Here is a 26113-nt window from a genome sequence, read left to right as displayed (position 1 = left end):
TTTTACGAAAAAAATTCCCTAATGATTGTGTTAAACTCTTCGTCGAGTAATTTATTCGAGCACGAGACTTCTTTACCGAAGAGCCAATTATTTCCACCCGAAAAATCATAAACTGATCCACCTGCTTCTTTTACTATGAGCGCCCCTGCAGCAACATCCCAGGGTTTTAAATTGTATTCAAAATAGGCATCCATTCGGCCGCAAGCCACGTAACAAAGATCAACAGATGCAGCACCAATTCTTCTCAAGCCATGCGTACGCTCCATAAAATATTTTAGAGCGCCAAGGTAGTTGTCAACCCTTCCAAAGTCATAAATGGGAAAGCCTGTGGCAATAAGACTTTCAGAAACAGTTTGACGCGACGAAACCTGGATAGCTCTTCCGTCCAAAAAAGCGCCTTTATCTTTTTGCGCGTAAAAACACTCATCGCGACTCACTTCATAAACAACACCAAGAACTATTTCACCTTTGTATTCTAAAGCAATACTTACAGCATAACAAGGAATGCCGTGTATAAAATTTGTTGTGCCATCCAAAGGGTCAACTATCCAATTATAGTCTCTTTTTTCACTTCTTGTATTTTCTTCTACTATAAAACCGGCATCTTTATAAATGTTATGTAGCTCTTTCACGATAAGCTCTTCTGCTGTTTTGTCTACGTAACTCACAAGATCATTCAAACCTTTAATTTCGACATTTGCGTAATTAAAATTTTCACGCTCTTGTCTGATAAAGGCTCCGGCGGTTTTTGCAGTCAGGATTACCTGATTTAAAATGTTATCTGGCAGCATTACGAATATTCTTTTATTTTTTTAATCAGGTATTGTTGACCCAAAATTTCTGAACAGGTAACAACAGAGCTAACCGTTACGCCCAGTACACCGTGTAGATTGAGGTTTTGCCCGGTGAGCAATAAATTCGGAACTTTTGTTTTCGGAGAAATAAATGTTTTTAGAGGATCGCGGTAGTCTTTTGCTATGCCATACATGGTGCCATCGCGACTGCCAATATAATCTCTGTAAGTAAGCGGGGTAGAGGAATAGTAGGATTCAATGTTACCTTTCAGCTCTGGCATGTGCGCAAAAAGAGTCTTAAAGAGTAACTGGCATTTTCTTTCTTTAAACTCTTCGTAGTTTTCACCACGCTCATTTACTTTGTTTGGAATAATATTTACTACATCCGACCACTCCTGCATTTCTTTGTAGTTCATATAACCCATAACGATCAGACTTTCGGTATAAGCAGGATTTTTTGTTGAAGATTGCGGAAATAAAGCGAAGCCTTTTGGCCAGGTATTTTCGTCGTAATTAATGGCATCCCAAACGTCATCAATATCATAATGGTATTTGTTATGATTAAAGTAAGGAATGGTTTCTTTTTTAAGTACAATGTATAAAATGAAAGAGGAAGGCGTGTTTTCAAGACTCTGAATTCTGTGACGGTATGCCTGACGAATATGCCCCGGCTCGATCATGTCCATTGTCTTTGATAGGTCGCAATTTGAGATAAATGTTTTTCCTTCAATCTTACGTCCGTCGGTAAGCTCCACACTTTTTATTTCGTGGCCGCTAAAATTAAATTTTGCCGCTTCGCAATAATTGTAAATCTCCCCGCCCATTTCTTTTATGCTGTCAGAAAGGTGTTTGGCTATCTGCGCGCCGCCATCAATGCACTTCCAGGCACTTTCTATGTAGGTGTTAACCACCAGTGCGTGTACATAAAGGGGTGTTTTATTTGGTTCGCCAGCATATAAAGGATTTGTGCCGGCGAGTACATTTTGTAGTTTTTTATTCGAAGTAACCGATTCAATATAGGCTTTGGTGTCTGTTTCTAAAAATGTGGCAGTGAAAAGATCTTTTGTTCCTTCTTCTAAATTATAGAGTGGAAAAAAGCTACATATCTCCTTCATTTTATTACAGTAACGCTCGAGGTTGGCCCTCTCACCAGGAAATTGTGCGCTAAGTGTATTTATAAAATTGCCATAACCTTGCGCATGTTTGTATTCATTTGGATCGCCTCTGAAAGTAACAATATCAAAACCATCTTTATCCATCTGCTTTAATTTCAGTTTATCCATCAGGTTGAAATATTTAAAGTACCTGTTTAGATTCTGACCCTCGCTTAAACCACCAATGTAATGAATGCCTGTATCAAAAATAACCTTGTCTCTTGAAAAGATCTGGAGACTTCCGCCGAGTTGCCTGTTTTTTTCAAGCACACATACTTTGTATCCTTCTTTTGACATAATGTAAGCCGAGCACAAGCCTCCCAGGCCGCTTCCGATAATTACTATATCGTATTTACTATCCGTTAATCCCACTTTGTAGTTTGTTTGTGTGACGAATAACAAAGGTAACATTCGATGTTAATTTGGTGTCGTCGATGAGTTGGTATTCTATAAAATTAAATTCGTTTAAAGTAGAGCGAATAAGGTCTGCTGAGGCAAAATGAAGTCCGCCCTCTTTTGTTTTATTAAAGCCTGAGTTAGTTGAGAAAAATTCAGTGTAACGCGTGCCACGATGACGTTGTTTTTTATCTGCATCCGCGTCGCGAATAATCATGACACCTTTTGGATTTAAGTTCCTTATGCATTTTTTTATAAGGGCCACTTGTTGTTCTTGCGGCAGGTAATGCAACACGTCATTGATTATAAAAGCATCTGATTCTGAAAATTCATACTGCGTAACATCGGCATGAATAAATTCTGTGGTTTTATTTTTAGAAACGCAGTTCGCAGCTATGTTTATTTTTTCTTCATCGTAATCGATGCCTGTAATCTCACGTTCTTTACTCATGAAACCGAGCATGAGTGACAAAAATCCGTAGCCGCAACCAATGTCGACGATCTTTCCTTTTTTAGGCAGGTAACTTTCAAAGTTTTTATAATTTCCTTCCAGCCCAACTTTGATGCGGCAATACCATTCGAGTACTGGACCTTTATAAATGTAATTCTTTATTAATTTTGAACGGAAATAATCTACTGTTTCTTTTTCTTTTTGCAGGGCAGAATATTCCGTTCTAAAATAGTCACGAATCGCTTTCGATTTTTCTTTATATCCCGTTCCGTAAGTTGTTTCCTCTGGCAAAATTCTTGGGAGGTATTTTACGGTTACTTCACCCTCTTTGAAGTGAAAATCGCCTTTGGGAACAACGCCTCCAGCGCCATGCAAAAGTATGGGAAGAATTTCAAGGTTTAATTGTTCTGCTAAATAAAATGCGCCTTTATGAAACCGAAGAATTTCTCCTGTTTCAGAACGGGTTCCCTCCGGAAAAATTAAAACAGAATAACCGTCATTTGTAAGCTTTTTCATTTGGTCTATGGCACTTTCGTAACCCCGCGAGGCAGGATAATAATCGGCCATACGCGCTATGAGTCCGTAGAGTGGCGAATTCCAAACAGTATCATTTGTGAAGACAACAATTTTAGGATTCAACATTAAAAGTAAGGCAAGGTCAATAAAGGATTGATGGTTGCTTATAATGACAGCAGGTTTTTCGAATATTTCATTTTGAGGATTAATAATGTTTTTCTTTACGTTAGCAACAAGATATACCATAATGCGGCAGGCATACATGATCAGGTAATGAAAAATTAATTTTTTCTTTTTGCGAGGGGCCGGGGTAATGGTAAAGAGTGTTACAGCAGAAGCGTGTGCCAGCAAACTAATTGCAATGAAGATTAAAAACCCAACGCCTGTTAGAAGAAGATTGAATAAGGTGTAGGGCAGTAAACCACGCTTACGGCGATTTAGAATCAGAAAATTATAAAAAAGCGGTTGCACTATGAAAGAAATGAACAGAACGGTACACATGCCGATAATAGTGATAGCAGCAATGGATTTAAGAGCCGGATGTTTGGCGAAAATTAAAACACCAACACCAACAATGTTTGTGAGTGCGGAAAGAAAGATGGAAGTTTTATAAGAAGCAAGATTTTTTCTGCCGTATTTGTATTCATGACCAAGACCATCCATAATAAAAATAGAATAGTCGTCGCCTAAACCAAAAATAAAAGTCGAGATGATAATGTTTATAATGTTGAATTTGAGTCCCAGGATGCCCATTATTCCTAAGATCCAAAGCCAACTGATAAACATTGGCAGGAAATTTATAATTGCCAGTTCAATTCTTCCATGCGATAACAACATGAATCCAAAAACAAGCAAAGCGGTAATTAAAAGAATCAGGTTAAAATCAGAACTGATGATCTCAATAAACTGGTTTGTCATGAATTGTTTATCAAAGACAAGAACATCTGAATCTCCTTCGAATTTATCGTAGACTTTTTGTTTGACTTCTGGCTCCGTTTTTACGAGACTCACAATTGTTGTGAGATCTTTGTTTTCGGTAATCCAATCGTTGGCCACTAATTTTTTAAGACTATCTAATTCTGAAAGAGCAATTGGTTTAAAGTCTTTATCTAACAATGCAAAGAATTCATTATAGGCATCTTCTTTAAATTTGTAAGCTTTACTGTAACGCTGAAGATTTTGTTTCAAAGAATCTTTACGGGCTTTTGTCCAGAAAGTATTCCAGCGCTCTATACGCAAGGTTTGTAAGGAATCAGATACAAGTACGGAGCTGATAGAAGAATATTTTCCCACAAAGCCTTCATTTTTTAGCGCGGCTAATTTTGCTGTAGCCCGCTCATTTGCTTTTAAAGCATCGTTAAGATCTTTTCCTTTCGAAATAACATAAACAGACTTTAGAGAATATTTATTTATACGCTCAATATTTTGTTGTGACTTATTTAATTGATCCGACTGATAATTCATTTTCATCATGTCGCTTTCGAAACTTACGTTGCGGGCAGTGAAGGCAAAAATGATGGTGAAAATAAAAGCCAGTATGACAACCGATTTATTTTTGTCGAGTGGATAAGACAATGCTCTGTCGATGAAAGATTCTTTGGCGGGATGAGCATCTTCTTCTTTTTTATCTTTTTTTGTTTTTAACAGGTGTGGAAGAACAATAATTGAAAATAGAACAGCTCCAATAAGACTGAAACCTGCAAACATACCGAAGTCATGCAAAGCTTGTGATTTAGCAAACTGCAGACTTAAAAAAGCGCCAACTGTTGTAGTACATCCCACCAACATGGGTAAGGTAAGATCTTCAATAACTTTTTTTACCGAACGTTCGTGTTTATAATGGGTGAAAAAATGAAGGGAATAATTAATGGCAATTCCCAATACTATAGAACCGGCTCCTAAAGCAATAGCCGATATTTCTCCTTTAATAAAATAGAGAAGCGTAAGGGAAAATAGTCCGCCGAAAGCTACGGGTAAAAGAATGTAGAGAATTACCAGGAGACGGCGGAAAAATAAAAACAACAGCACCATGATCACACAAAGCGCGATGAGAGAAGTGAAAATGCTATCGTGACGAACTTGTACCGAGTTGCCTACCGACACGGGCGTAGCCCCATAATATTCAATAACAACTTTTCCCTGAAATTCTTCTGTAAGGTGTTTTACTATGCCATCCAGTGATTCAATAAAGGCTTTATTGATCTTTGTTTCATTTGGAGGGACCGACGGCGTGATAAAAAGCAAAAGATTTTTGTGATCCTGAGTTTGTATGTAACCTTCATTAACACCAAAATTTTCATCGAATTGCAGACTTTGGATTTTTTTGAGAGTTAAAGGCGTTAAGTTCAACGGGTCACGCCTCATGTAGCGCCCGAGGATCATGCCGGTAGGTGACAATAAAGTTCTATAGTTTGAACGGAGCGTACTTTTAATACTATCGACCTGTAGCAGACCTTCGATTTTTGAATAATCTTTTTCTTCCAAAAATAGAGGCAGGTTGTTATAAAAAGTTCCATAGGTCTGCATCATTAAACCATCAGAAACTTTGTAATTCAGTTCTTTAATAAACTCTTCGTGCGTTTTTTGTAAAGTGTCCGCAAGACGGTCGGCACAGGCCATTAAATCTGAAGGGTCGGATGCTGTACTGTCGGAATTATAAAGATTGATAACGAGTTTGTCTTTTATCTTCAGATTCTGAAGAATAAAATTTACCTCGTCGAGCTTTTTATCTTTAGGAATAAACTTGGTGATGTCTTCTTCCATTTCGATCTGAGAACTAAAATAGCCAAAGGTCAAAAACAATAGAACCAAACTGCTAAAGAGCAAAGCTTTATGCCGTTGAAAAAAGTTATATAAGCGTAGGGCCAACATAGATTAACTTTTTTTCTTTCTGATCACGCTAAGGGTAATAAAGGTTGTGAGACCCATGAACAGCGAAAAAAGAACCGCCAGAATACAGGCTCCTGCAAGATAAGTAAAAGCATTTAATTTTAATGTTTTCAATGAAATGTTGCGGAGGGACAAATCAGTTTCTGTTCCTGTAAAAAGTTCTCCCGTTTTTACGCTTGCAATTAGAATGAAAGGCAGCAAAGGCGGAATACTAATGTTTGCCGTAAGAATCACTATGGCCTTATTTAACTTAAATAAATAGGAAGCTGCTATTGCCGCAACCAGCTGATAGCCCCAAATGGGCACGATTCCGAAAAAAATGCCAAGACTAACTGATAACGATTTTTTAAGAACAGACTCATCTTTATTAAAGAAATGTTTTTGAATAAAAGCCTTGAGGTTAGCCGGAGTGAGTCCGCGAAAAAAGCGTAATGGTTTGTACCAGCTAAATGCCAGGATAACCAGGTAAGTGTTGAGGATGCTGATGCGCGTAAAATCTTTTGCAGGGCGAAAGTGTGAAATTCGCTCAGCGCCTTTTGCATAAAATATCTTAATAGGCATCGAGATCACAGGGATACCGCGCCATGCTGATTTTACAATGACCTCAATTTCAAATTCAAAGCGCGGAGAAAAAAAATTCAGTTTCTCAAGTTTTTTTACCGGATACAAACGGTAGCCAGATTGTGTATCCGGCATCTTAATGCCTGTTTCCACCTGGAACCAAAAGTTTGAAAATTTATGTCCGAAACTACTTTTACCGGGAACATTTTCTGAGTTCATGTTTCTTGCACCGATAATTAAAGATCCCGGATGCTCTTCAATTTTATTCAGAAAATTTTCGAGATCACTTGGAAAGTGTTGTCCGTCGCTATCAATAGTAATGGCATAATCATAACCTAGCGCAACAGATTTTTTAAAACCGTCTCGCAAAGCCATTCCTTTTCCAAGATTACCAGCATGCGTTAAAACTTTAATGGAATCTCCAAACGTTTCAAGGATTTTTGGTGTACTGTCGGTTGCACCATCATTAACCACGATAATTTTATCGGTGTACTGCAGGGTGTCACTAATCACTTTTGAAAGTGTTTTTTCGTTGTTATAGGTCGGAATAATGACACAGCATTTTAAGTCTGCAAATCGCTGATTTAATGTGTATCTGTCTTCGCTCATAACCCTAAACTGCCCAAAAAAAAGGGGAGTGTAAAAATAACAAAAAAGGGCGATTTCCGGCAGCTTTAAGGCATTTTATTCCCCGATAGAAAACTTGCCTTTAAACTTGGTGTAAGCCCTGCTATCGTTAGAATATGTGGCATTTACATCCAAAGTAGCGTCTGTTTTTTTTACTGAAAAAGTAATTTCGAGTTCCGGGGTTTCTTTTGGATTGATCATGGCCAAAAATTTGATGTTGTCGCCGCTTTTCATTACCAGTTCTTCTTGAAATTTTTCCATTAAAATTTCTTTGAGCATTTGGGTTAAACATACTCCGGGCGCAATCGGAATTTGAGGAAAATGTCCTTTGTAAACGGGATGGTCGGGATTTAAACGTACGCGACATTTAAAATCTGAAGAATTTTCAGAAGTATAAGTGGAAGAAAGCTCAGTAAAAAAGTCAGTAAGTAAAGTGTTTTTCATCAGGAGGCTGTTTTAGTAATCGCGTTTAATTCTATTTTTAGTCGGATGAGCCCTTTGTGTTTTAGCTTGATTTTGCTGGCATTCAGACTATCGTTGTAAAGGTAAAGGACTTTTACTTTTTTAAACAGAGTTCCTTTTTTAATTATTTTTCCAACGTTTTGTGTTTTATTCGTTATCGCGTAATAGTATCGGAAATCTTCTTTAACCTTGTATACTTTATGATCTTCCTTTTCATACATGTTTGCATCGTGATTCAAAAGATGCTGCAATAAAATAAGTTTCATGTCTTCTGTTAGTAGCTTTGTAATTTTAGGTTTATTTAAAGGTTCGAAGACGTAAACCAATTTGAAGTCTTTGTCTCTTATTTCGTAATCAAACATTTTCATGCCAATTTCGGTTACAAAGGTCAGATGTGAAGTGGTTTCATCGAGCTGCTTCAGAACTATTAAACCGCTAAAGTGACGGTTAAATAAATCAATTTTTGCTTTGTAAAGAAGAGAGGTGTTTTTATTGACAATGGGATGAACATCTTTGTCGGTGACAATTGCTGTACGCACAAATTTATGTCCGCTTGCCGGAGAGCAGGAAACGAGCGCGAGGCAAAGAATACTACTTAAGAATAAATTTATCCGGAGAAACTGGCGCATTTAATTTTTTATTCATGAAATCAATAGTCGTATTATCGTCACCATTTTCAATCATTTCAAGTTTAACGACCGAAGTTACATTTTTGTCAAAATACATGTTTATTTTTTTCAAACTTTCTTTCATGGATTTCACATTAGGAAGAAGTTCGAGTTTATAACCTTTCTCATTTTCGAAATAATGAATACTGAATTTATTTGACTTCAAAATATCGCCATTTACGCAGGAGATCATAATATCATTGATCTCTTTAAATACTTTGTTCGCATTCATATCGTATTTTTTGACTTTGTTATTTTCGTCTTTGATCAGGATCTTGTCCTTGTTTATAACGATAACATACTTGTAGGGATCTACATATTCCCAGCGTAGATTATTTTGTTTCATGAAAGAAAACGAACCTTTGCTTGTTATTTTTTCAGAGAGTACAGATAAATTCTTAACCTGAACAAAATCACTCTCAATAGAGTTAGTTTCTTTTGACATTTTCTCAACTTTTTGCTTAAAGGCAAGAGTGTCTTTCATAGGCTTAAAAACCTGTGCATGACAGATGACCGATGAAAAAATAGCTATAAAAAAGACGAGGTATTTAGGCATAAGCTTTTTTTTGAATGAGCTGATCCAATGGAACTACTCTGTAATTTTGTTCTTTTAAGTGAATTAGTACTTGTTTTAATACAAGATCTATGCCAGTTACGGTGTCGTGCATAAGCAGGATGGATCCGGGTTGTAGCCTGTCTTTAATGCGTTGAAGAACTGTTTCTTTGTTCTGAATGCTGGTGTCGAGTGAACGGATATTCCAGCCGATAACGTCAAAATTCATTGTTTTTGTAGCTCGTGAAAGTGCGGGTGTTGTTACCCCGTACGGTGGACGAAAAAAATTCGGTTTCTTTTGAATTACTTTAAAAACTAAATTGTTGCAGAGTTCCAGGTCTTTGATAAAGGCAGATTTTGTTTTAAAGTCGAAGAAAAAACTGTGGGAATAGCTGTGATTACCTATTAAGTGGCCCTCTGAGTTAATTTTCTCTAAAATAGTTTCTTTTCCGGCAATACGCTGTCCAATGCAAAAAAAAGTAGCTTTGACATCAAACTCTTTTAAAACCTTCAGAACTTTTTCCGTTTCATCTACAGGACCATCATCAAAGCTTAATGCGATTATTTTTTCAGCAGTCTCTGTTTTACAAACGGCAGTTAAGTGAAAATTGGAGTGGATAAAATAAGCGCCGTAAAACTCGATTAGCGAAAAAATTAAAAAGGTCAGCACATAAATGATCCAGGAAACGTTGTAACGGATATCCAGTAAAATCAATGCGACAAAAATAATTTGAAAAAGAATAAGTATGTTTCGATGTCTTAACATTGCGAAACACAAATCATAGAGTAGAGGGCATCCTGGTACTGATTAATGATAAGAATGTGTTTGACTTTTTTTGGAGCCTCGTCTCTTGTTGCCGCCTGGGGCACCAGTTGTTTTTGAATGATGGAAGCAGCGAACCACAAAGCAAAACCGCCAGAGGTAAAATACTCTCCGCAAAAGTGTTTGAAGTAGGCGAAAGGCAGGTCTATTTTAGATTCCAACTCTGTTAAGTGCCGGTCTTTTTCTGAATCACCATTTATGCCACTTAAAATAAGACTCATATCTTCCAGCTTTAAGCCAAGTTCTTTTAAAAAAGTTTGACTTTGCTCGAGAAGAGTAGTTGAATCTGAAATCCTTTGAAAGGTTTTTAGGCCATTTATTTTGGCAATACTTTTATCCGTTACTGTTTTACTAAGATTAAAAAAAGCGGCTCCTTCTCCTGCTACATACCCTTTGCTGGTGCTTGACCACAGAGGCTCGTGGAGATCAGGTGTTTTTTTTATGTGCCCTGCTCTTTCAAATAATTCAACCAATGGTGGAATTAATTCATCTACTCCTCCAACTAAAATAGTTTTTGCCTCATCTTCTTTTAATAAGAGTAAAGCATCCAACAAAGCATATTCGAAAGATAAATTCTGATGGACGTAGGTGAAATTATATCCGTGACATTTTACTAATAAAGCTAGTTGCCCGGCAACAGTATTGTGCGTCGATTGAATAAAGGAAGTAGGGGTGAGCATCCGTTCATTATTCTCATCTATTGAACGTAAAAACTTATCGGTATCTTCAAAACAGCCCATGGCTGTACCAACAATGATCGCGTCTGTTTTTTCTTCTCCGGAATTGCGCAGGCACATGAGGCCCGCGCTGATCCCCATTTTTAAAATATGTGAAGCGCGACGAATGCTATTGGCCGGTATATAATTTTTGTAATCAGGTGCGGTGACGTAAAGTAAATTAGAAGAGGGAGTAGCAGGAATTTCTTCAAAAAAGAAATCATCACTGATGGTATTATGATGCGAAATACAGGCTTGTGAATTGATGTAGGCTTCCATCTTAATTTTTACTGAAAATGAGAGTGGAACAATTGCCGCCGAAACCAAAAGAGTTAGACATCACATGGTTTAACTGCACGCCTTTTTCCAGATTATCTACGGGTGTGATGGTTAAATCTTTCATTTGTTCAGATCTGTTTAAACAAGGAAAGATCATATTGTTCTGCAGCGACAAGATAGAAATTACAGCCTCAATGCCGGCAGCCGCCGCCAGTGTATGACCTGTATAAGCTTTGGTTGAACTGAATTTCGGAACTTTATTTTCAAAAATAGTCTGCATCGCAATACCTTCAGAAGAGTCGTTATTGGGTGTTCCGGTACCGTGAGCGTTGATGTAACTGATACTTTGAGGGTCTAATCCGGAAACCTGGAAAGCTTTTTTCATCGCTAAAAAAGCACCGTGACCTTCAGCGGAAGATGCTGTTTGATGGTAGGCATCGTTCGCGTTTCCATAACCACTTAAAATGGCCAGACTTTTTTTGCCGGATTTTTTAACTTGTTCTTCCGATTCTAAAACGAGGTAAGCAGCACCTTCACCAAGGTTCAGACCTTTGCGGTTTTCGTCAAAAGGTTTGCACCATTGCGTATCAAGAATCATTAATGTATTAAATCCATTCAACGTAAATTTTGAAAGTGCATCTACACCGCCCACAATAACGCGATCTAACATATTGTTTTTAATCAATCTTGCTCCGAGCATCACAGCGTTGGCTGCAGACGAACAGGCGGTACTGATTGTTGTCACAAATTCATCAATGCCCAAGTGTGCGGCAATTTCGTTGGTGCTTACGCCACTGAAATGGGTATCAATAAAATTTTCATCGGTTCTGTTTTCGAAAAAATCTTTGTATACTAATTCTGAATGCGACATACCTGCTACGGTGGTAGAAGAAATAAAACCCGTACGCACTTCTTTAATGTTTTTTATCCCTGCGTTGTGAATCGCCTCTTTGGCCGCGATGAGGCCAAGAACGGTTGTGCGGTTATAATTTTCTGTTCCGGCGATTTTGTTTAATTCTTCGTTGGTGTGTTTTACTTCTCCGCAAACAAATTCCTCTTTATGATTCGTTTGTAAATAATTCAGCTTGCCAATGCCGGTTTTACAGGTGCTCAGCGATTGAAAAGACTCCTCTACAGAATCACCAATGGCTGAAATTATTCCCATTCCTGTTATATGAACGCGGGTTGACATGAATTAAGAAAAAATAAAGAAATTTTTATTTTGAATGAACAGCAATGTAATCGGCCATTGTTTTTACAGAGGCAAAAATCGCTTTCGATTCTTTAGGATCTTCAATCTTAACATTGTAATTTTTTTCAAGAAGTACAATAAGTTCCAGGGCATCAATAGAGTCAAGTCCCAGACCTGATCCAAATAAGGGCGCATCAGTATCTATATCTTCGGGCTTCATTCCTTCCAGATTTAATTGCTCAATAATTTGTGATTTCAAATTTGTCACTATTTCCTGTACTTCCATGTCTATAAACTATATAAATAATGTATGTTTTTTGAATTGTGTTCCTGCTGATAAGCGTCAGGATTTCCGGTATTTTTTTCCTGTTTAAAATTAAGATTTTTAACGCAATATACAAAGGCTTCTAAATCGGGACCGTCAACGTTGATCCAGCCTGCTAATACAGTGGTAGTAGCTGTATCCTGCAATAATGTAGCCGTGTAAGAAGCCATAAGTTCTGCATCAAATTTTTCAGAAACAAAAAAAGCATTTTCTCCGGTTATTTTATGTTTGATGGCAATTTCACCAATCACAATGTTGGCAAGTGTATACACAAAAACGGAGGGACTTGGAAAATAATTTTCTTTGTCAGCTATAGTTTTAGCGTGTGTTCTATCTGTTTCTAAACTGGATGCACTATTTGAAAAAACCAATGCTATTTTGTTTTTTGGAATATCGGAAAAGTCTTGAATACTGCGGATCACAAGTTCAGTAGTAAGTACTCCAAGCTTGCAAAGTTTATCCATTTTAAAAAATTTAGGATAATTCAGTTCATTGGTTTTATAAAGGGTCGCTAAAAATGTTGTAGCCTCTTCATTAGTCTCTGCCTGCGCTACCAGTGTACCGTTGATCCAAACGGAGTTGTTTTTAATTTTGCAATATGAAAGTATACTTGTTTCCACTTATAGTTTTTCAAAAATAGCCGCTGCATTACATCCTCCAAATCCGGACGTTGTTTTTAAGCAGGTTTTTAATCCGATAGCTATCGGATCTTTAGTTTCTGTTTTGGTGATCATGTTTAAAACCTGGCTGGTACCGGGAATCTCAAAACCCATAGATTTTATGAGTGTATTTTCCTGGAGCGATAAAATAGAAATAATGCTCTCTAAAACACCCGCCGTTCCTAAAGTATGACCGTAATACCCTTTTAAACTATTTAAAGGTGAAGAGCTGATGCCCGCTCTTGAAAAAGCAATAGATTCCATTTCGTCATTGTATTCGGTTGCCGTGCCATGCGCTGAAATAAAATCAACATTTGTTTTATTTGCTTTTGCTAACGTTTCTGTAACAGCCTGGTAAAGTCCGTCGCCATTGCGTGATGGTCCTGAAATATGATTGGCGTCATTGGCGCTTGCTCCGGAAATGATTTGAATGTTGCTAAGTTTATCATAGCTAAGAAGAATACTCGCAACAGCTTCGCCCAAATTAATACCGGTACGATTGGCGTCGAAAGGTTTACAGGCTTCGTCGCTCATGGCATTAAAAGATTTAAAACCGGATAAGGTAAATTCAGAAACCAGATCTGCACCGCAGACAATGATGTTTTTATATTTATCTGCGTCTATAAAACGTTTTGCAATAATAATGGCAAGAAGTCCGGAAATGCAGGCATTCGAAACAACGATAGGTGTATTTACCGACTTAAAAAAATCGCCAACGATTTTCGCAAACTCTGTTAAATATGCACGTTTTTGAGGAAGATGGGGATAGTTATTTTCTAAAATATCAATGTTGCCTTTCGTAGTAGATACAATGAGGAGATTGTTTTTGTCGGAGAGATCAATCCCCGATTGATCCACCACATCTTTTACAGAAAGGATAGAGAGTTTTTCGAGATGCGTGAAGTTTTTTGCATTTCCAAGTTTTGAAAATCTTTTGTCTACTTCCGATTCTTCCAGAGTGGAGCAGAAGATTTCTTTTTCTGAAAAAGGGAAAGATTTTTTTTTGAGTGCGGATTTTCCATTCAGAAGCGCATCGAAGTTTTCACGGCTGGTAAAGCCAAGTGGACTGATGATGTTATGCGCTCCGAAAAAAACACTCATACTTTATTTTAAATGCTTTTCTTTCCAGGCTTCAAAAAACGGAGGCATGGTGATCAGGAGTTCTTTCTTTTCCATATTCACAAAGGCCTGTATGGTTTTGCCTGTGCAAAGAATCTCGTTTTTGTCGTTAAACAATTTGTATTCAAAAACTATTTTAGCGGCTGGATTATCCACCATTTTTGTTTCCACACGAATGGTTTCGCCAAAACTCACTGAGCGTTTAAAATCCATTTCCATATGCACCAAAGGAACAGAAACCCCGTTCTGAGTATAGAGTTCTCCGTAAGAAAACTGATGTGCTTTTCCAAAAGCCTCGCGACCGTCTTCAAAATATTTTACATAGTTTCCGTGCCAGACAATGTTTAAGGGATCACACTCGCTAAAACGGATGTGTACAAAACTCGTGTGTGTTAAAGATCTTGACATAATTAGATACTAGCTTGATCGGGTCTTTGAATAAATATTTTCATTTCGCAGTCCGCTATTTTAACCCCATTGCAAACAGAACTTCCTTCTATTAAAGTCACACCCATGATTTCCGTTTTTATAACAACCGTTGTTTCTAAAACATCTCCCACTTTAGGAAAAGCATGGATTTTAAGATCTTTCACCGCTCCTATAAATCCCAACAAAGGTTCGGCGCCTAATTTTTTGACTTCGTAACCCGCTTTGGCGGCGGCAGTCTGAGCGATGTTCTCAATAATTCCGGGTTCGTGAAGAATGCCGTTCTTTACAAAAATGTTTCCTTCTTCTACCTTGAAAGTGGTTTTTGTGGTGTCGCCTTCACAATAAGTCAAGGTGTCAATCATCACAATCGGATGCGCTTGTGGGATGTATTCTGTTATATTTTCTTTGGAAACCAAAGGAGCTTGCATAGCTTAAAATTAAGAATCTAAAATACGATTAATTTAAAAAACTTTGATTCAACGATAGTCATCTGTTTCTATAAATTATTGGTAAGAAGCATAAAACTATGTTGCAACCCTTTATAATTATTGTAAATAAGAATGTTTTTGAAGTTGTTTCCTGTCCCTTCTTTTTTGATCGTGTGCTTTGGAATAGCCTGGCCTTGTAAAATTTGGCAGGCCAGCCACACAGCTTGTCCCGACGCAGTGGGATATTCTCCGCTCATGTGTTTAAAACGCAAAATCGTAGTTTCCTCATGCATTAGTTTTTCAGCATCTTCGTAAAAGTGGGTAAAACGGTTATCTCCGTTTTCGCCGGTGATCAGCATATCCGGACTTTCTCCTTTTAAGTGTTCTTGTAAGAAAGACTTTAATTCTGTGTTCACATAACGGGCATCTGTGCTGTGCAAAGTATGTATGGCTTTTAATTCTGCAACAGCATCTTTTTTATCAGCGCTTACTATAAACATGGTTGCCCCTTCTCCCGCAATACTGGCGGGAGAATCAACAGTATAAAGATCTTTGTTGGAAACGGTTTCTTTTTTGTACCAGCCGCCTAAAAAGTCGACATTAAAATTATAAGAGGAAATCTCGTCTGCAGCACCCAGCAAATAAACATTGTGGGGATATTCTTCCAAAAGAAGTTTTGCATCAATAATTGCATTTTCAAAGGAATGTCCACGATGCACGTGCGTGATGTTATAGCCTTTGTTTTGTTTTAATAAACCTAATTGCGCCGCGAGTCCATTGGGTGTGCTTTGTACAAAATTGGCGGGAGTTAGCAGACCTTCGTTATATTCTATGATCTGGTTCATAAATTTAATACAATCTTCCATACCACCATTCGCTGTGCCAATAATGATTCCGTCGAGTTTGTATGTTTTGTTCACCAGCGGAAGAGCCGCGCCCACCGTGATCTTCACGGCTTTTCCCATTCTTCTTAGAATGTTGGGAGGAATGCCTTCGTAAACGGGTTCAATGGCCTTTAATTTATTTTCATGCGATTCGTGCAAGGTCTCAAGATCCAGGTCTTTAAATGTACTTTGAGCAGAGATGCAGGAAGTATGATGAATGTATAACATGCTTAAACTTTCGAAAATAATAAAGAACTGCAATTGCCACCAAATCCAAAAGAATTGGAAAGCACATGGCGAATCTCTTTTTGTTTGTATTCTGTAACGGGACTCAAACCTTTGTCTGCCATGGGGGTCGAAAAATTAAGTCCTGGATAAATTTCGTTATGAGTAATGTTTAAAATACTATAAACCGCTTCAATAGATCCGGCAGCACCAAGAGTGTGACCAATATTGGATTTGGTAGATGCGAAATCGGGAACCTTTGAAAAAATACGTTGCATGGCTGTACTTTCTACTGAATCGTTATTTTCTGTTCCGGTTCCATGCGCGTTTATAAAACTAATGTCTTCAGGTTTTAAATTTGCTAAGTTCAAAGCACCTTGCATAGACAGGAAGGGACCATCACCTTGATCAGATAAAGACGAAGGATGAAAGGCGTCGTTGGCATTACAATAGCCGGTTAGTTCGGCATAGATTTTTTTGCCAAAGCAATCTTCTTCTTTTTCTAAAATTAAAAAAGCTGCGCCTTCGCCAAGATTTAATCCTTTGCGCGCTGCATCGAAAGGTCGGCAGATGTCGTTGGAAAGAATCGCTAGCGAATTAAATCCGTTGATGGTAAATTTTGCGAGGCTATCTACACCGCCAACAATGGCGCGTTTAGCGAGGCCTTGTTTCATTAATCTTGCTCCATACATAATCGCATTTGCGGAGGAAGAGCAAGCGGTATTGATTGTATTTACAATGCCATTTATGTTGTAACGTTCCTGCAAATATAAATTCACAGAAGCAAAATCGTAGGAGCCCAGATATTCCGAACCAACGGTTTTTTCGTTTGCATCGTGGTACATTTCATCCGTAAGGCACATGCCGCCTACTGTGCTAGCACCGATTAAACAAGTGTCTTTAGATTGAATATCTGCAAGGGAGAGGCCGCTGTCTTTTAAAGCTTCTTCACAGGCATGCAAAGCCAATAAACTGGTTCGTGTTACGCCCGGCTCATGAGCCTTTAATTTTTCTTTTAAATCAGAAGTACTGATTTTTACTTCTCCGAAAGGAAGTTTGTCTGCAAAGTTGGACGATAGCATTTCAAGGCTACTCATCCCGCATTTGCCTGCTTTAAGGGCAGCATGATTTTCGGAAACGTTATTCCCGATAGCGCTGATGACTCCAATTCCAGTTACAAAAATTCTACTCACGTTTTAATGCTCAGGAATTGTTCTGTTTTTTTCTACGTAGTCAGCCATGGTATTAATGTCGACCAGGATTTTACGGCCTTCTTTAGGATCCTGAATGTCAATCCCGTACTGTCTTTTCAACATCACAACAAGCTCCAGCGAGTCGATAGAATCAAGTCCTAAGCCTTCTCCAAAAAATGGCATATCGTCTTTAATCTCCGCTGCAGTCATTGGCGCAAGGTTTAAAAATTCTATTACCTGTGCTTTCAACTCTTCTTTCAATTGTTCTTTTTCCATATTTTAAATTAAATTTTTTCGCTTTAAACCCCAGAATGCTATTAATTGGAGTAAAATCGTAATTCCTAATAAAGGTAGAATATTCACCATAATATCTTTCAGCGTTCCATTTTCTAAAAACAAACCGTAATACGATTCAAGACACCAATGTAGCGGTGAAATTTTCATTGCTACGCTAAAAGAGTCTGGCATGGCAAAAGACGGAACTAATAAGCCACCTATAGCCGCAAGAATAACGATGGTTACGGCTCCAAAGCCATTGGCCTGTTCTTGTGTGTTCGAAAATACGCCAATTGTAATGGCGTAACTCACAGCGCACCATCCGCAAACAAAGGAAACAAGGAACAAAGCAAAAATATCGTCGGGCAGATTCAATTTCGGCAATCCCATAAGTGGGAATAAATAAATACCTAAAGCAAAAATAACCGCTACCTGCAAAAGGGTAACACTTAAATAGGTAATTTGTTTCGAAAGTAAAGAAAGGAGGTAAGAGCTGGGCAATGTTTTTAAACGGACAAAACTGCCATTCAACTTTTCTTTCACCACACTGCTTCCTAAAGAAATAACAATAAAAAACATGGCGAAGATGGTCCAGGCTGGAATGTTATGTTGCGTGGCGTTAGGAATTGTTCGGCTACCATTGCGCGCCGCCGCTACCTCGCGAATTTCGATCTGACCTTTTAAGATGTCGTCTTCTAATTTGCCGGGAGATTTTTTCTCATCTACCAGAGCATAAATGTTTTTTATCAGGAGTTTATTTTCAATGAGCTGTAGGGAAGCGTGAATAGCTCCGTTAATGGATTGACGAAACGATGTTTGTAAAACAGGACTGTAATAGACTTCCATAGCATCTAAGTTCGGAGCCGTTTCTTTTAAAGTATCCGTTCCAAGTCCAAGATCTGTTAATACTCTGGAGCTTAGTCCCTTTGCTTTATTTTCGAGTTTTTCAGAGAAGTCTTTGGGAATAATAATCGCTACTAAAGCATCATCGTTATCCATGCTCTTTACAATTTCTGAGGGAGTCGCGCTTCCAGTATATTCTTTGATTTCAAACATCCCGGCTTCTTTCATGGCCTGGGAGAAGTGTTTGCTGATTTCTGCATTGTCGGCATTATAAATGAGTAAGGAAACTTTGTTGTCGTTAACCAGTTTAAATGTGTTGTTTTGAATGGCAGCGATAAGAATAGCGAGGATTATAGGCATGGCGAACATGAGGACCAAGCCTACCTTATCACGCGTTAAAAGGCGCAGATCTTTTTTTATGCTGGCCCAAAGCTTAAACATTTAGTTCTTTGTAATTTTTGCCGGTGAGTTTTATAAATAAACCTTCCAGATTTTTTTCCTGGTGTTTAGTAAAAAGAGTTTCGGGACTACCCTGTTCAATAAGTTTTCCTTCATGAATCATAGCGATGTCTGTACAAAGTTCCTGTGCTTCACTTAGCTGATGAGAAGTATACACAAGCGTTGTACCTTGGGCATTCAATTCTTTAAGATAAGTCACAATCACTCTGCGCGTTTGAATATCCACACCAACGGTGGGTTCATCTAAAAATAACAAAGCAGGATTGTGAATCACTCCGATGGCGAGATTCACTTTGCGTTTCATACCGCCTGAGAATTTGTGAACGGGTTTATCTTTTACATCTGTAAGGCTTAAAACGTCCAATAGTTCAGCAGTTCTTTTTTTGATGCTTGTGGAGTTCATCCCTGAAAGGGCTCCGAAGTACTCCAGGTTTTCTTTAGGACTTAACTCCTGGTAAAAAGCAAGATCCTGTGGCACAAAGCCAATAAGTTTTTTTATGTCTTTTGATTCTTTCTTAATTTCTTTTCCTAACAAATGGATAGTACCTCCATTGTAGGCTAAGAGACCGGTCATGCAACTCATTAAAGTTGTTTTTCCTGCACCGTTCGGGCCAAAAAGTCCAAAACGTTCACCTGCATTGATCTTTAAACTAAGTCCCGCAAATAAAGTTTGTGGAGGACTGGAATAACTGAAATCCAGAGCGTGTATATCTACGGCCGGGATGCTCATTTACCATTTGATTTTAGAAAGCGAAATAAAAGCTTGTTTTTCTAAATCGGAAATTTCATATAAATAATCAGCCATCACGTTAAAATCAGCTTGTGCGGTGATACGTCCTTTGTAAATTCCGGAAGCCTGAACAGCTGCAGTACGCCAAAGATCGCCGGCCTGCGTAAATGTTTTAGAAAGCTCGGTTAAAGGGGCGTTGGGATGATAAGCCTGGGCTTGTTGTAAGAAAGCTCCATAAATGTAACGGAAGCCACCACCGCCCGTTCCAATTTCTTCCTGCATACGCACTAGCTGGGCTAAATATAAACCTGCTTTTTCAAGTCCTAAAGTGTCGCGCCACTTTTTAATTTTGTTCGCTGTGTATTTAATGCCTTTTACTCCGGCAATAGGGCCGGGTATGTGCAGCATGTCGCGCACGTTACGTTTGATGCCGGTTACAATGGCTTGTTTAATATTCTCTGGAGTAATTTCGGCTTTCTTTTTAGGGTAATACAATTGTCCTTTCGGAGCAAAGGGTCCTTTTGCAAAGCGCACGCGTTCCAGCTCGTAGCTTGAAAGTGTGGTAACGTTTTCCATGATAGGATCACTGATTAAAAAATTGTCGCCTTCTTTTCCGTAAACAATTAAATTGTGTGCGTTAAAGTGAAAGCGGTATTCTTTTGGAAAATACGTCAGGTAATAAACACCTACCTGGCATCCCACAGGTTGATTGTTAGCGATACATTCTTCTAAAAATTTCTGAGCTTCTTTTTCAGAGCTGAATTTTTTACGAACGACTTCAATGCCCAAACTTTTGCAGGTGCGTCTAAAAATATTTCCCGGCTGCGTTCTGAAAGCGATTGCCGGGCCATTATTGATTTTTAAAAAAGGAATATAGATGTAAAATAACCCGGAGCCGATGCCAAAAGCAAGAGGCTCGGTAATATTTACGCCAACATGCTGGAGTAGGTTGGTGGTGACACCGTTTTCGCAGTGCGCGGCCTGCAGGTGTTTAAATTGAGCTTGCATTTACGTTCATCGTTTTTAATTCCTCAACACTCACATTAAATGCTTTGGCGTATTTTTCTAATTTTTTCTGAGATAATTTTTCAAAAACCTGCGGTTTCATATGTCTTTTGATCTGCCATTGCCAGAAACCGGAATAAGCAGAAAGAATAATCATGTCCATTAGTCGCAGCTCCATAAAGTAGAGCAGGGGACTCGCTTCTTTTTTGAGTACTTTTTGTTTTACTTCTGCAATGCGTTTTTCGATATCTTCCCAGGCAAGGTCCAGAGCTTTTATTTTTACGTCCCAGCCGGCGCTAAGGGCAGTTACATAGTTACCGTCTTTGTCGGTAGCATAACACAACTCCTTTGTGTGCCGGTTAAGGGCGCTCGGGTCTTGAGGAATATCTTCTTTTTTCATTTGTGATTTATAGCTGGAATTTTAAATCTTAACAAACAGTAAGCAGGGCATACATGTAGGAGAAACGTCCGCTTTCAGGAACGAGTAACAAAATTTTTTCTCCTTTTTTCAGTTTTCCACTTTTAAATAATTCGTCTACCATTAGGTAAACAGAGGCAGCTCCCACATTTCCAACTTCACTTAAATTTACAAACCATTTGTCGTAAGGAATTGGATTTCCGTTAACGATTAATTGTTCATATACTTTTTCTTTAAAAAATCCACTCGATAAATGCGGTAAAAAATAATCTATTTCGTTTGTAGAAACTTTATGTTTTTCAAGAGATTGTTTTAGCCCAATGCCTCCAAGAACCACAATGTTTTTACTCAATAATTTTACGTCCTGTTTTATTGAAAAAACAGATTTAGACATTGCTTCCTGGGGAGTATAATCGAGGTAGCTCGTTAAAGTGCCGTCTGTATTTTTTTCAGCACCCATATACATGCAGGCTTCGTATTCGTTGGCGAAGGAAAAACCTTCTATCCATTCTATCTTTAAGCTGAGTCCGCTTGTATTTGGTTTATCTGAAAGTAAAAAAGCAGCAGCACCATCCGAGAGCATCCAGCGTAAAAAATCCTTGTCAAAACTTATGTAAGGATCTTTATCCAGCTCTTTTAATTTTTCGATTTCATCCTGGAAATTATTTGCAAGTAAAGAAGCAGAAAATCTGTCGGAACCTGTAGCTACAGCTGTTTCAATTTCACCAGACTTTACCGACATATATGCATACTTTAAAGCATGCATTCCCGCGCAACAAACCCCTGAGGGTGAAACCACCTCAATATGATTCATCTCCGGAAGATAGCCATGGGCCATTACGCCGTGAGAAGGTAACATCTGATCGGGCGAGGAAGTCCCGCAACTTAAAAGCTCCACAGACTTGATATTTTCAGGTTTATCCTTGAATAATCCTTTCACGGCAAGAGCCGTCATTTCTGCGTTTGTATGTGTTAGTTTTCCTTCTTTGATCGCGTAGAAGCGGCGTTTAATGCCGTTGTTGCGTAAAACTATCGCTCTTGATTTCGAAGGTTTTCCGTTAAGCTGACCTAAAAACCCTTCCATTTCATCGTTGGCAATGGGGTCGTTAGGAAAAAATGAGGACGTATTGGTTATGTAGACGTTGTTTAAAGACATAGATTTAGTTAACTCCTGCGTAATATGCTAATTGTTTTTTTGTTTTTGATCTCATAAAAGGCTTAAAGAAAATTGTGTGCACGGTAATAATGACTGGTGCCGCAATAAACAAAGCGATAATAATATAATATTTGAAAGCTACCAGCCATGGATCGCGGTTTTTTCTTTTTACTATTAAGTTGGCCCAGATTCCAAACAAACGAACGGCTTTTGATTCAGTGTACATTAAATTGTATTTTACTACAACAGATTTATTGGCAAAAAGTTCATTTTGCAAGGTACTCCAGTCGCTATTTGTTAAATGCTTATTGGTAATTTCGCCAAGAACCCGGGTATGTTTAATATCCTCCTGTGAAACTCCCGATGCTGGGAATACCGAACCGGCTTGTTCTTTTTTACCTTTGAACATCCAGCGAAAAATAGTTATAAAGCTAATAAGGTTGTGATGCTTATCCACGAGAACAATATTACCTACATGTTTCGCGCCAATTTCTTTAAAAGTGACTTTAATTTTTTCGAGAGCGCTGATCCACATATTTCTTGCACCCGTTATTGTTACTACCGGCGTATCTTTCATAAGTGCTCGCACCCGTGGATCCTGCAATAGAGAGTTGGCAGGGATACTTGGCGATAAAAACCAGGCCTGGTAGCCAAAAATAATCAAATCGTATTTGCTTTCTTTAAGTTCGAATGGTTTTAAATTTGTAGTAATACCTTGTATGCAATCTGGCATTACAGCAAAAAAGGATTTACCAGACCATGGAAAAGAATACTCAATTTGGGGATGCGCTCTTACAAATTCCACAGTATTACCAGCCTGAATTAAAGGCTGAGTGTAACTGTTCAGGATGTCTGTGAGCTGTCCTGTTTGTGAATAATAAAGAACTAGTATTTTTTTACTCATAACTTAGTGTTTAAAATCCTCTGGCTTTAATTCTTTAGAGGTTTTGCTGTAGTTTATTACAACTCTCTGCAAACCTTGTGAAAGACCTTGGTAATTTCTACGAAGGTAAGCAGCATCTGCCTTAATTTCTTTGTTGTAGTTGACGATTTTTGGTGCATTTTCCTGAATCGCCAATCGCAGGAACCGATATTCTGCATTTGTAGAGTCGTTGTGTATAGTGAGTTCCAAAGCTTTATGTCCTTCTTTAAAAAGCTTGAGTTTTTCTTTGGTTTGCGAAACCAGGCCCGATTTTTTCATCAACATAGCACCTTTAAATGCTTCGTTTCCGCTCACCGCATTTAAAGCTTCCAATTCTTTGTCGATTCCTTCTATTTTATTGCCCATAAAAGCATGGTAAAATGTGCTCCGCGTAAAGGGCGATTGAGCAGTAATAACACCAAGCCAAAGGGTAAACAAAATGGTAAATTTCAACTGCATAAAATAGGGGTGCTTAAAGATAACACAAAATGAAATTTCAGCAAAGGGTTAAACTTTGTAAATAGTGGCGGTAATTGTTATTAATTGGAAAAATTACTTCCAAAAATCATAAAAATTGAACCATTGTGTGGGGTATTTTTTAAGCATAAACTCCAGTTCTTTTATATACTGATCGGAGCCTGTTTTTACCGCCAGTTCCATGTCTTCTTTTGTTCGGGCACGTTTCATTTCAATGGGTTTGCGTGCAAAAAAATGGTAATGGGTTTTGGTTTCTTTAACCGCGAAAACAAGCGTAACAGGAACGCCGAATTTGGCCGCCATTATAAATGGCCCGGACGGGAATTTTGCAGGCTTACCCATAAAATTTTTCTCAATGGTGGCCGTACCGGGAAGAAAACGGTCGCCGTGCATCACCACGAGTTCGTTATTTGAAAAAGCTCTGTGAAGTTCTATGAGGTGACTCATGTCTCCATCGCGAATAGCTATTACATTAAAGCTTTTTTTGCCCATCACTTTGCTCATGTATTCTTTCATTTTCTCAGCTTCGTTATCATACATGAGCACGTTAAATTTCGTGTCTAACGAGTTCAGCATTTGTCCGGCAATCTCCCAATTTCCGATATGTGCACTTAAAAGAATACTGCCTTTGCCCGAAGTTTTTAAACTTTCGAGGTTTTCGGCATGACCATCGTGTTCGATCGTAAAATTGGTTTTTACACCGGATAATAAAGCTACTTTATCGAGGAGAATCTGGCCGAATAGGAAATAATTCTGATAGGTGGCGCGGTAAGCCTTAAGGCCTTTATATTCGTGAATTTCACGAAAATATTTCAGCGCTGTTTTTGTGGATTTGGTAAATAGAAAAAAGTAAAAGGCTACAAATCGCAAAAAGAAATAGGCAACTGGTAGCCCGAATGTGTTGAGAATAAATACAAAAATTTTGTGCCCGCTGAGCCCGCCCCTGGTTTTTCCTTCCCACTTGCTGTTCTCAGGCATGGCGCAATTAAGCAGCGTCTTTTTGACTTACTTTTTCGTAACAGTAATCGTAAAAATCCTGGAAAGTATGGATGCTGATAAAATCTTCACCCACCACTTTAAAACCGAAATTACTTTCAATCACCACAACAAGATCAACGTAATCAAGGCTGTCCAGATCTAAAGTCTCGCGCATATTAGCATCTGGCACTATTTTCGCGCTTTCTACTTCGAATTCGTCAACTAAAAACTCGTTAACTTTTGATATAATCAGATCTTTTGTCATTGTTTGAGTCTATTTTCGGGTGTTATATTTTTTTAATTATCAAAGTTGAATTTGTTCCGCCAAATCCAAAAGAATTACTGAGGAAAGTAGTTATCTTTTTATCAACAGTTTTAGTGGCAATATTCAATTTAGCAGATGCCTCGTCGGGATTTTCGAAGTTAATATTCGGCGCTACGAAGTCGTTTTGCATCATCAGCATAGAATACACTATCTCGCTGGCACCCGCCATCCAGCACTCATGACCCGTCATTGATTTTGTTGAACTTACCAGAGGTTTACTTTCTCCAAATACAGTATCTATAGCAATTGCCTCAGCGGTATCGCCGCCCGGGGTAGAAGTTGCGTGAGCGTTGATGTAATCGATATCAGCCTGGGTCATATTGGCGTCTTTTAAAGCCATTTGTAAAGACCGTACCTGGCCATCAACGCTTGAATTGGAAATATGTTCTCCGTTTGAAGAAAATCCATAACCTACAACTTCAGCAAGAATAGGCGCGCCACGTTTTACCGCAGATTCATAGTCTTCTAAAATTAAAGTAGCAGAACCACCGCTTGGCACCAGTCCGTCACGATCTTTGTCGAAGGGACGAGAAGCTTTTGTAGGATCACTTTGATTGACAGAGAAGGCACTTAAGCCGTCGAAACTTCCAAAAGCAAAAGGATTTACCTCCTGCGCGCCGCCACAAATAATATGATTTTGAAGCCCCCATTTAATCATCAGGTACGCCATGCCAATAGAGTGGGAGCCACTTGCGCAGGCAGCGCTGATAGTAAAATTGAGACCTTTTAATTTAAAAATTGTAGAAAGGTTCATTGTCACGGTACAATTCATCGACTGAAATATAGAGCCTGAACCAATGAGTGTAGTATCCTTTTTTACACGTACAATATCAATGGCTTCCATTACGGCTTTCGCAGAACTGTCGTTACCAAATAAAATGCCGACTTCGTTTTTATCAATCCACTCTTGATCCATTTTGGCATTCTTCAATGCTTCAACGGTAGAAAGATAGGCGTATTCAGCCTCCTGTGAAAGTTGCACTCTGGCGCGACGGTCTAATACACCTTTTAACTGAGGGGTTGTTACCTTTCCGGTTAAACAAGAACGGTAGCCCCACTGCTCTCTTTCAGCGTCGTAAACCACGCCCGATTTACCTTCGTACAAAGATTTTTTCACTTCGTCGAGGTTATCGCCAAGGCACGACCAAATTCCCATTCCAGTAATTACAACTCTTCTCATC

Annotated in this window: 28 protein-coding genes; all 28 read right to left on the bottom strand. The window is 38.5% G+C overall.

Translation table 11 applies throughout. The features are described from left to right. Positions 1–2: 2 nt before the first annotated feature. Positions 3–791 (bottom strand): inositol monophosphatase, encoded by a 789-nt coding sequence (locus CNR22_05285; protein ID PBQ31201.1) that lies wholly within the window; start codon positions 789–791, stop codon positions 3–5. Beyond that, entirely contained in the window at positions 791–2359 is a 1569-nt protein-coding gene (locus CNR22_05280; protein PBQ31200.1) for an all-trans-retinol 13,14-reductase, read from the bottom strand. Before CNR22_05280 ends, CNR22_05285 begins: the two co-directional genes overlap by 1 nt. Then, positions 2304–6182: a glycerol acyltransferase gene (locus CNR22_05275; GenBank protein ID PBQ31199.1), complete on the bottom strand. Its 3879-nt coding sequence runs from the start codon at positions 6180–6182 to the stop codon at positions 2304–2306. Before CNR22_05275 ends, CNR22_05280 begins: the two co-directional genes overlap by 56 nt. A gap of 3 nt (positions 6183–6185) precedes the next feature. Next, entirely contained in the window at positions 6186–7370 is a 1185-nt protein-coding gene (locus CNR22_05270) for a glycosyltransferase (GenBank protein PBQ31198.1), read from the bottom strand. A gap of 75 nt (positions 7371–7445) precedes the next feature. After that, entirely contained in the window at positions 7446–7832 is a 387-nt protein-coding gene (locus tag CNR22_05265) for a 3-hydroxyacyl-ACP dehydratase (GenBank protein PBQ31197.1), read from the bottom strand. Beyond that, on the bottom strand, positions 7832–8479 hold the full coding sequence (locus tag CNR22_05260; protein ID PBQ31196.1) for a hypothetical protein: 648 nt from the start codon (positions 8477–8479) through the stop codon (positions 7832–7834). Before CNR22_05260 ends, CNR22_05265 begins: the two co-directional genes overlap by 1 nt. Next, positions 8442–9074: a cell envelope biogenesis protein LolA gene (locus CNR22_05255; protein ID PBQ31195.1), complete on the bottom strand. Its 633-nt coding sequence runs from the start codon at positions 9072–9074 to the stop codon at positions 8442–8444. Before CNR22_05255 ends, CNR22_05260 begins: the two co-directional genes overlap by 38 nt. After that, positions 9067–9837, bottom strand: a complete 771-nt coding sequence (locus CNR22_05250) for a polysaccharide deacetylase (GenBank protein ID PBQ31194.1) — start codon at positions 9835–9837, stop codon at positions 9067–9069. Before CNR22_05250 ends, CNR22_05255 begins: the two co-directional genes overlap by 8 nt. Continuing rightward, complete coding sequence (locus CNR22_05245) at positions 9831–10889, bottom strand: 3-oxoacyl-ACP synthase (protein ID PBQ31193.1); 1059 nt, start codon at positions 10887–10889, stop codon at positions 9831–9833. The genes CNR22_05250 and CNR22_05245 overlap by 7 nt, the downstream gene beginning before the upstream one ends. A 1-nt stretch (position 10890) precedes the next feature. Beyond that, positions 10891–12081, bottom strand: coding sequence for a beta-ACP synthase (locus CNR22_05240; protein PBQ31192.1), 1191 nt, complete (start codon positions 12079–12081; stop codon positions 10891–10893). A gap of 25 nt (positions 12082–12106) precedes the next feature. Continuing rightward, positions 12107–12367, bottom strand: coding sequence for an acyl carrier protein (locus tag CNR22_05235; protein PBQ31191.1), 261 nt, complete (start codon positions 12365–12367; stop codon positions 12107–12109). Positions 12368–12369: 2 nt separating this feature from the next. Beyond that, positions 12370–13026: a 3-oxoacyl-ACP synthase gene (locus CNR22_05230; protein PBQ31190.1), complete on the bottom strand. Its 657-nt coding sequence runs from the start codon at positions 13024–13026 to the stop codon at positions 12370–12372. After that, positions 13027–14166, bottom strand: a complete 1140-nt coding sequence (locus tag CNR22_05225) for a beta-ketoacyl synthase (protein PBQ31189.1) — start codon at positions 14164–14166, stop codon at positions 13027–13029. It abuts the gene before it with no gap. A gap of 3 nt (positions 14167–14169) precedes the next feature. Beyond that, complete coding sequence (locus CNR22_05220) at positions 14170–14592, bottom strand: 4-hydroxybenzoyl-CoA thioesterase (GenBank protein ID PBQ31188.1); 423 nt, start codon at positions 14590–14592, stop codon at positions 14170–14172. A 2-nt stretch (positions 14593–14594) separates the two neighbouring features. Then, positions 14595–15011, bottom strand: a complete 417-nt coding sequence (locus CNR22_05215; protein PBQ34826.1) for a 3-hydroxyacyl-ACP dehydratase — start codon at positions 15009–15011, stop codon at positions 14595–14597. A gap of 98 nt (positions 15012–15109) precedes the next feature. After that, positions 15110–16153, bottom strand: a complete 1044-nt coding sequence (locus CNR22_05210; protein ID PBQ31187.1) for a hypothetical protein — start codon at positions 16151–16153, stop codon at positions 15110–15112. Positions 16154–16155: 2 nt separating this feature from the next. Continuing rightward, on the bottom strand, positions 16156–17343 hold the full coding sequence (locus tag CNR22_05205; protein ID PBQ31186.1) for a 3-oxoacyl-ACP synthase: 1188 nt from the start codon (positions 17341–17343) through the stop codon (positions 16156–16158). A 3-nt stretch (positions 17344–17346) separates the two neighbouring features. Next, the gene (locus CNR22_05200) at positions 17347–17619 is read right to left on the bottom strand and encodes an acyl carrier protein (GenBank protein ID PBQ31185.1); all 273 of its coding nucleotides are present in this window, start codon (positions 17617–17619) and stop codon (positions 17347–17349) included. Positions 17620–17622: 3 nt separating this feature from the next. Next, positions 17623–18903: an ABC transporter permease gene (locus CNR22_05195; protein PBQ31184.1), complete on the bottom strand. Its 1281-nt coding sequence runs from the start codon at positions 18901–18903 to the stop codon at positions 17623–17625. Beyond that, positions 18896–19651, bottom strand: coding sequence for an ABC transporter ATP-binding protein (locus CNR22_05190; protein PBQ31183.1), 756 nt, complete (start codon positions 19649–19651; stop codon positions 18896–18898). Before CNR22_05190 ends, CNR22_05195 begins: the two co-directional genes overlap by 8 nt. Further along, on the bottom strand, positions 19652–20659 hold the full coding sequence (locus CNR22_05185) for a peptidase (protein PBQ31182.1): 1008 nt from the start codon (positions 20657–20659) through the stop codon (positions 19652–19654). Further along, complete coding sequence (locus tag CNR22_05180) at positions 20643–21056, bottom strand: hypothetical protein (protein ID PBQ31181.1); 414 nt, start codon at positions 21054–21056, stop codon at positions 20643–20645. The genes CNR22_05185 and CNR22_05180 overlap by 17 nt, the downstream gene beginning before the upstream one ends. 28 nt (positions 21057–21084) lie before the next feature. Continuing rightward, entirely contained in the window at positions 21085–22230 is a 1146-nt protein-coding gene (locus tag CNR22_05175) for a hypothetical protein (GenBank protein PBQ31180.1), read from the bottom strand. A 4-nt stretch (positions 22231–22234) separates the two neighbouring features. After that, entirely contained in the window at positions 22235–23134 is a 900-nt protein-coding gene (locus CNR22_05170; protein ID PBQ31179.1) for a hypothetical protein, read from the bottom strand. Positions 23135–23137: 3 nt separating this feature from the next. Then, positions 23138–23611, bottom strand: coding sequence for a hypothetical protein (locus CNR22_05165; GenBank protein PBQ31178.1), 474 nt, complete (start codon positions 23609–23611; stop codon positions 23138–23140). 93 nt (positions 23612–23704) lie between these two features. Next, the gene (locus CNR22_05160; GenBank protein PBQ31177.1) at positions 23705–24607 is read right to left on the bottom strand and encodes a lipid A biosynthesis acyltransferase; all 903 of its coding nucleotides are present in this window, start codon (positions 24605–24607) and stop codon (positions 23705–23707) included. Positions 24608–24614: 7 nt separating this feature from the next. Beyond that, a complete protein-coding gene (locus CNR22_05155) occupies positions 24615–24872 on the bottom strand; it encodes an acyl carrier protein (GenBank protein ID PBQ31176.1) in 258 nt (85 codons plus the stop codon). A 22-nt stretch (positions 24873–24894) separates the two neighbouring features. Then, entirely contained in the window at positions 24895–26112 is a 1218-nt protein-coding gene (locus CNR22_05150; protein ID PBQ31175.1) for a beta-ketoacyl synthase, read from the bottom strand. Between the last annotated feature and the right edge of the window lies 1 nt (position 26113).

The sequence above is a fragment of the Sphingobacteriaceae bacterium genome (assembly GCA_002319075.1).
Taxonomy (GTDB): domain Bacteria; phylum Bacteroidota; class Bacteroidia; order B-17B0; family Aurantibacillaceae; genus Aurantibacillus.
This window is presented reverse-complemented; position numbering and strand designations above follow the sequence as displayed.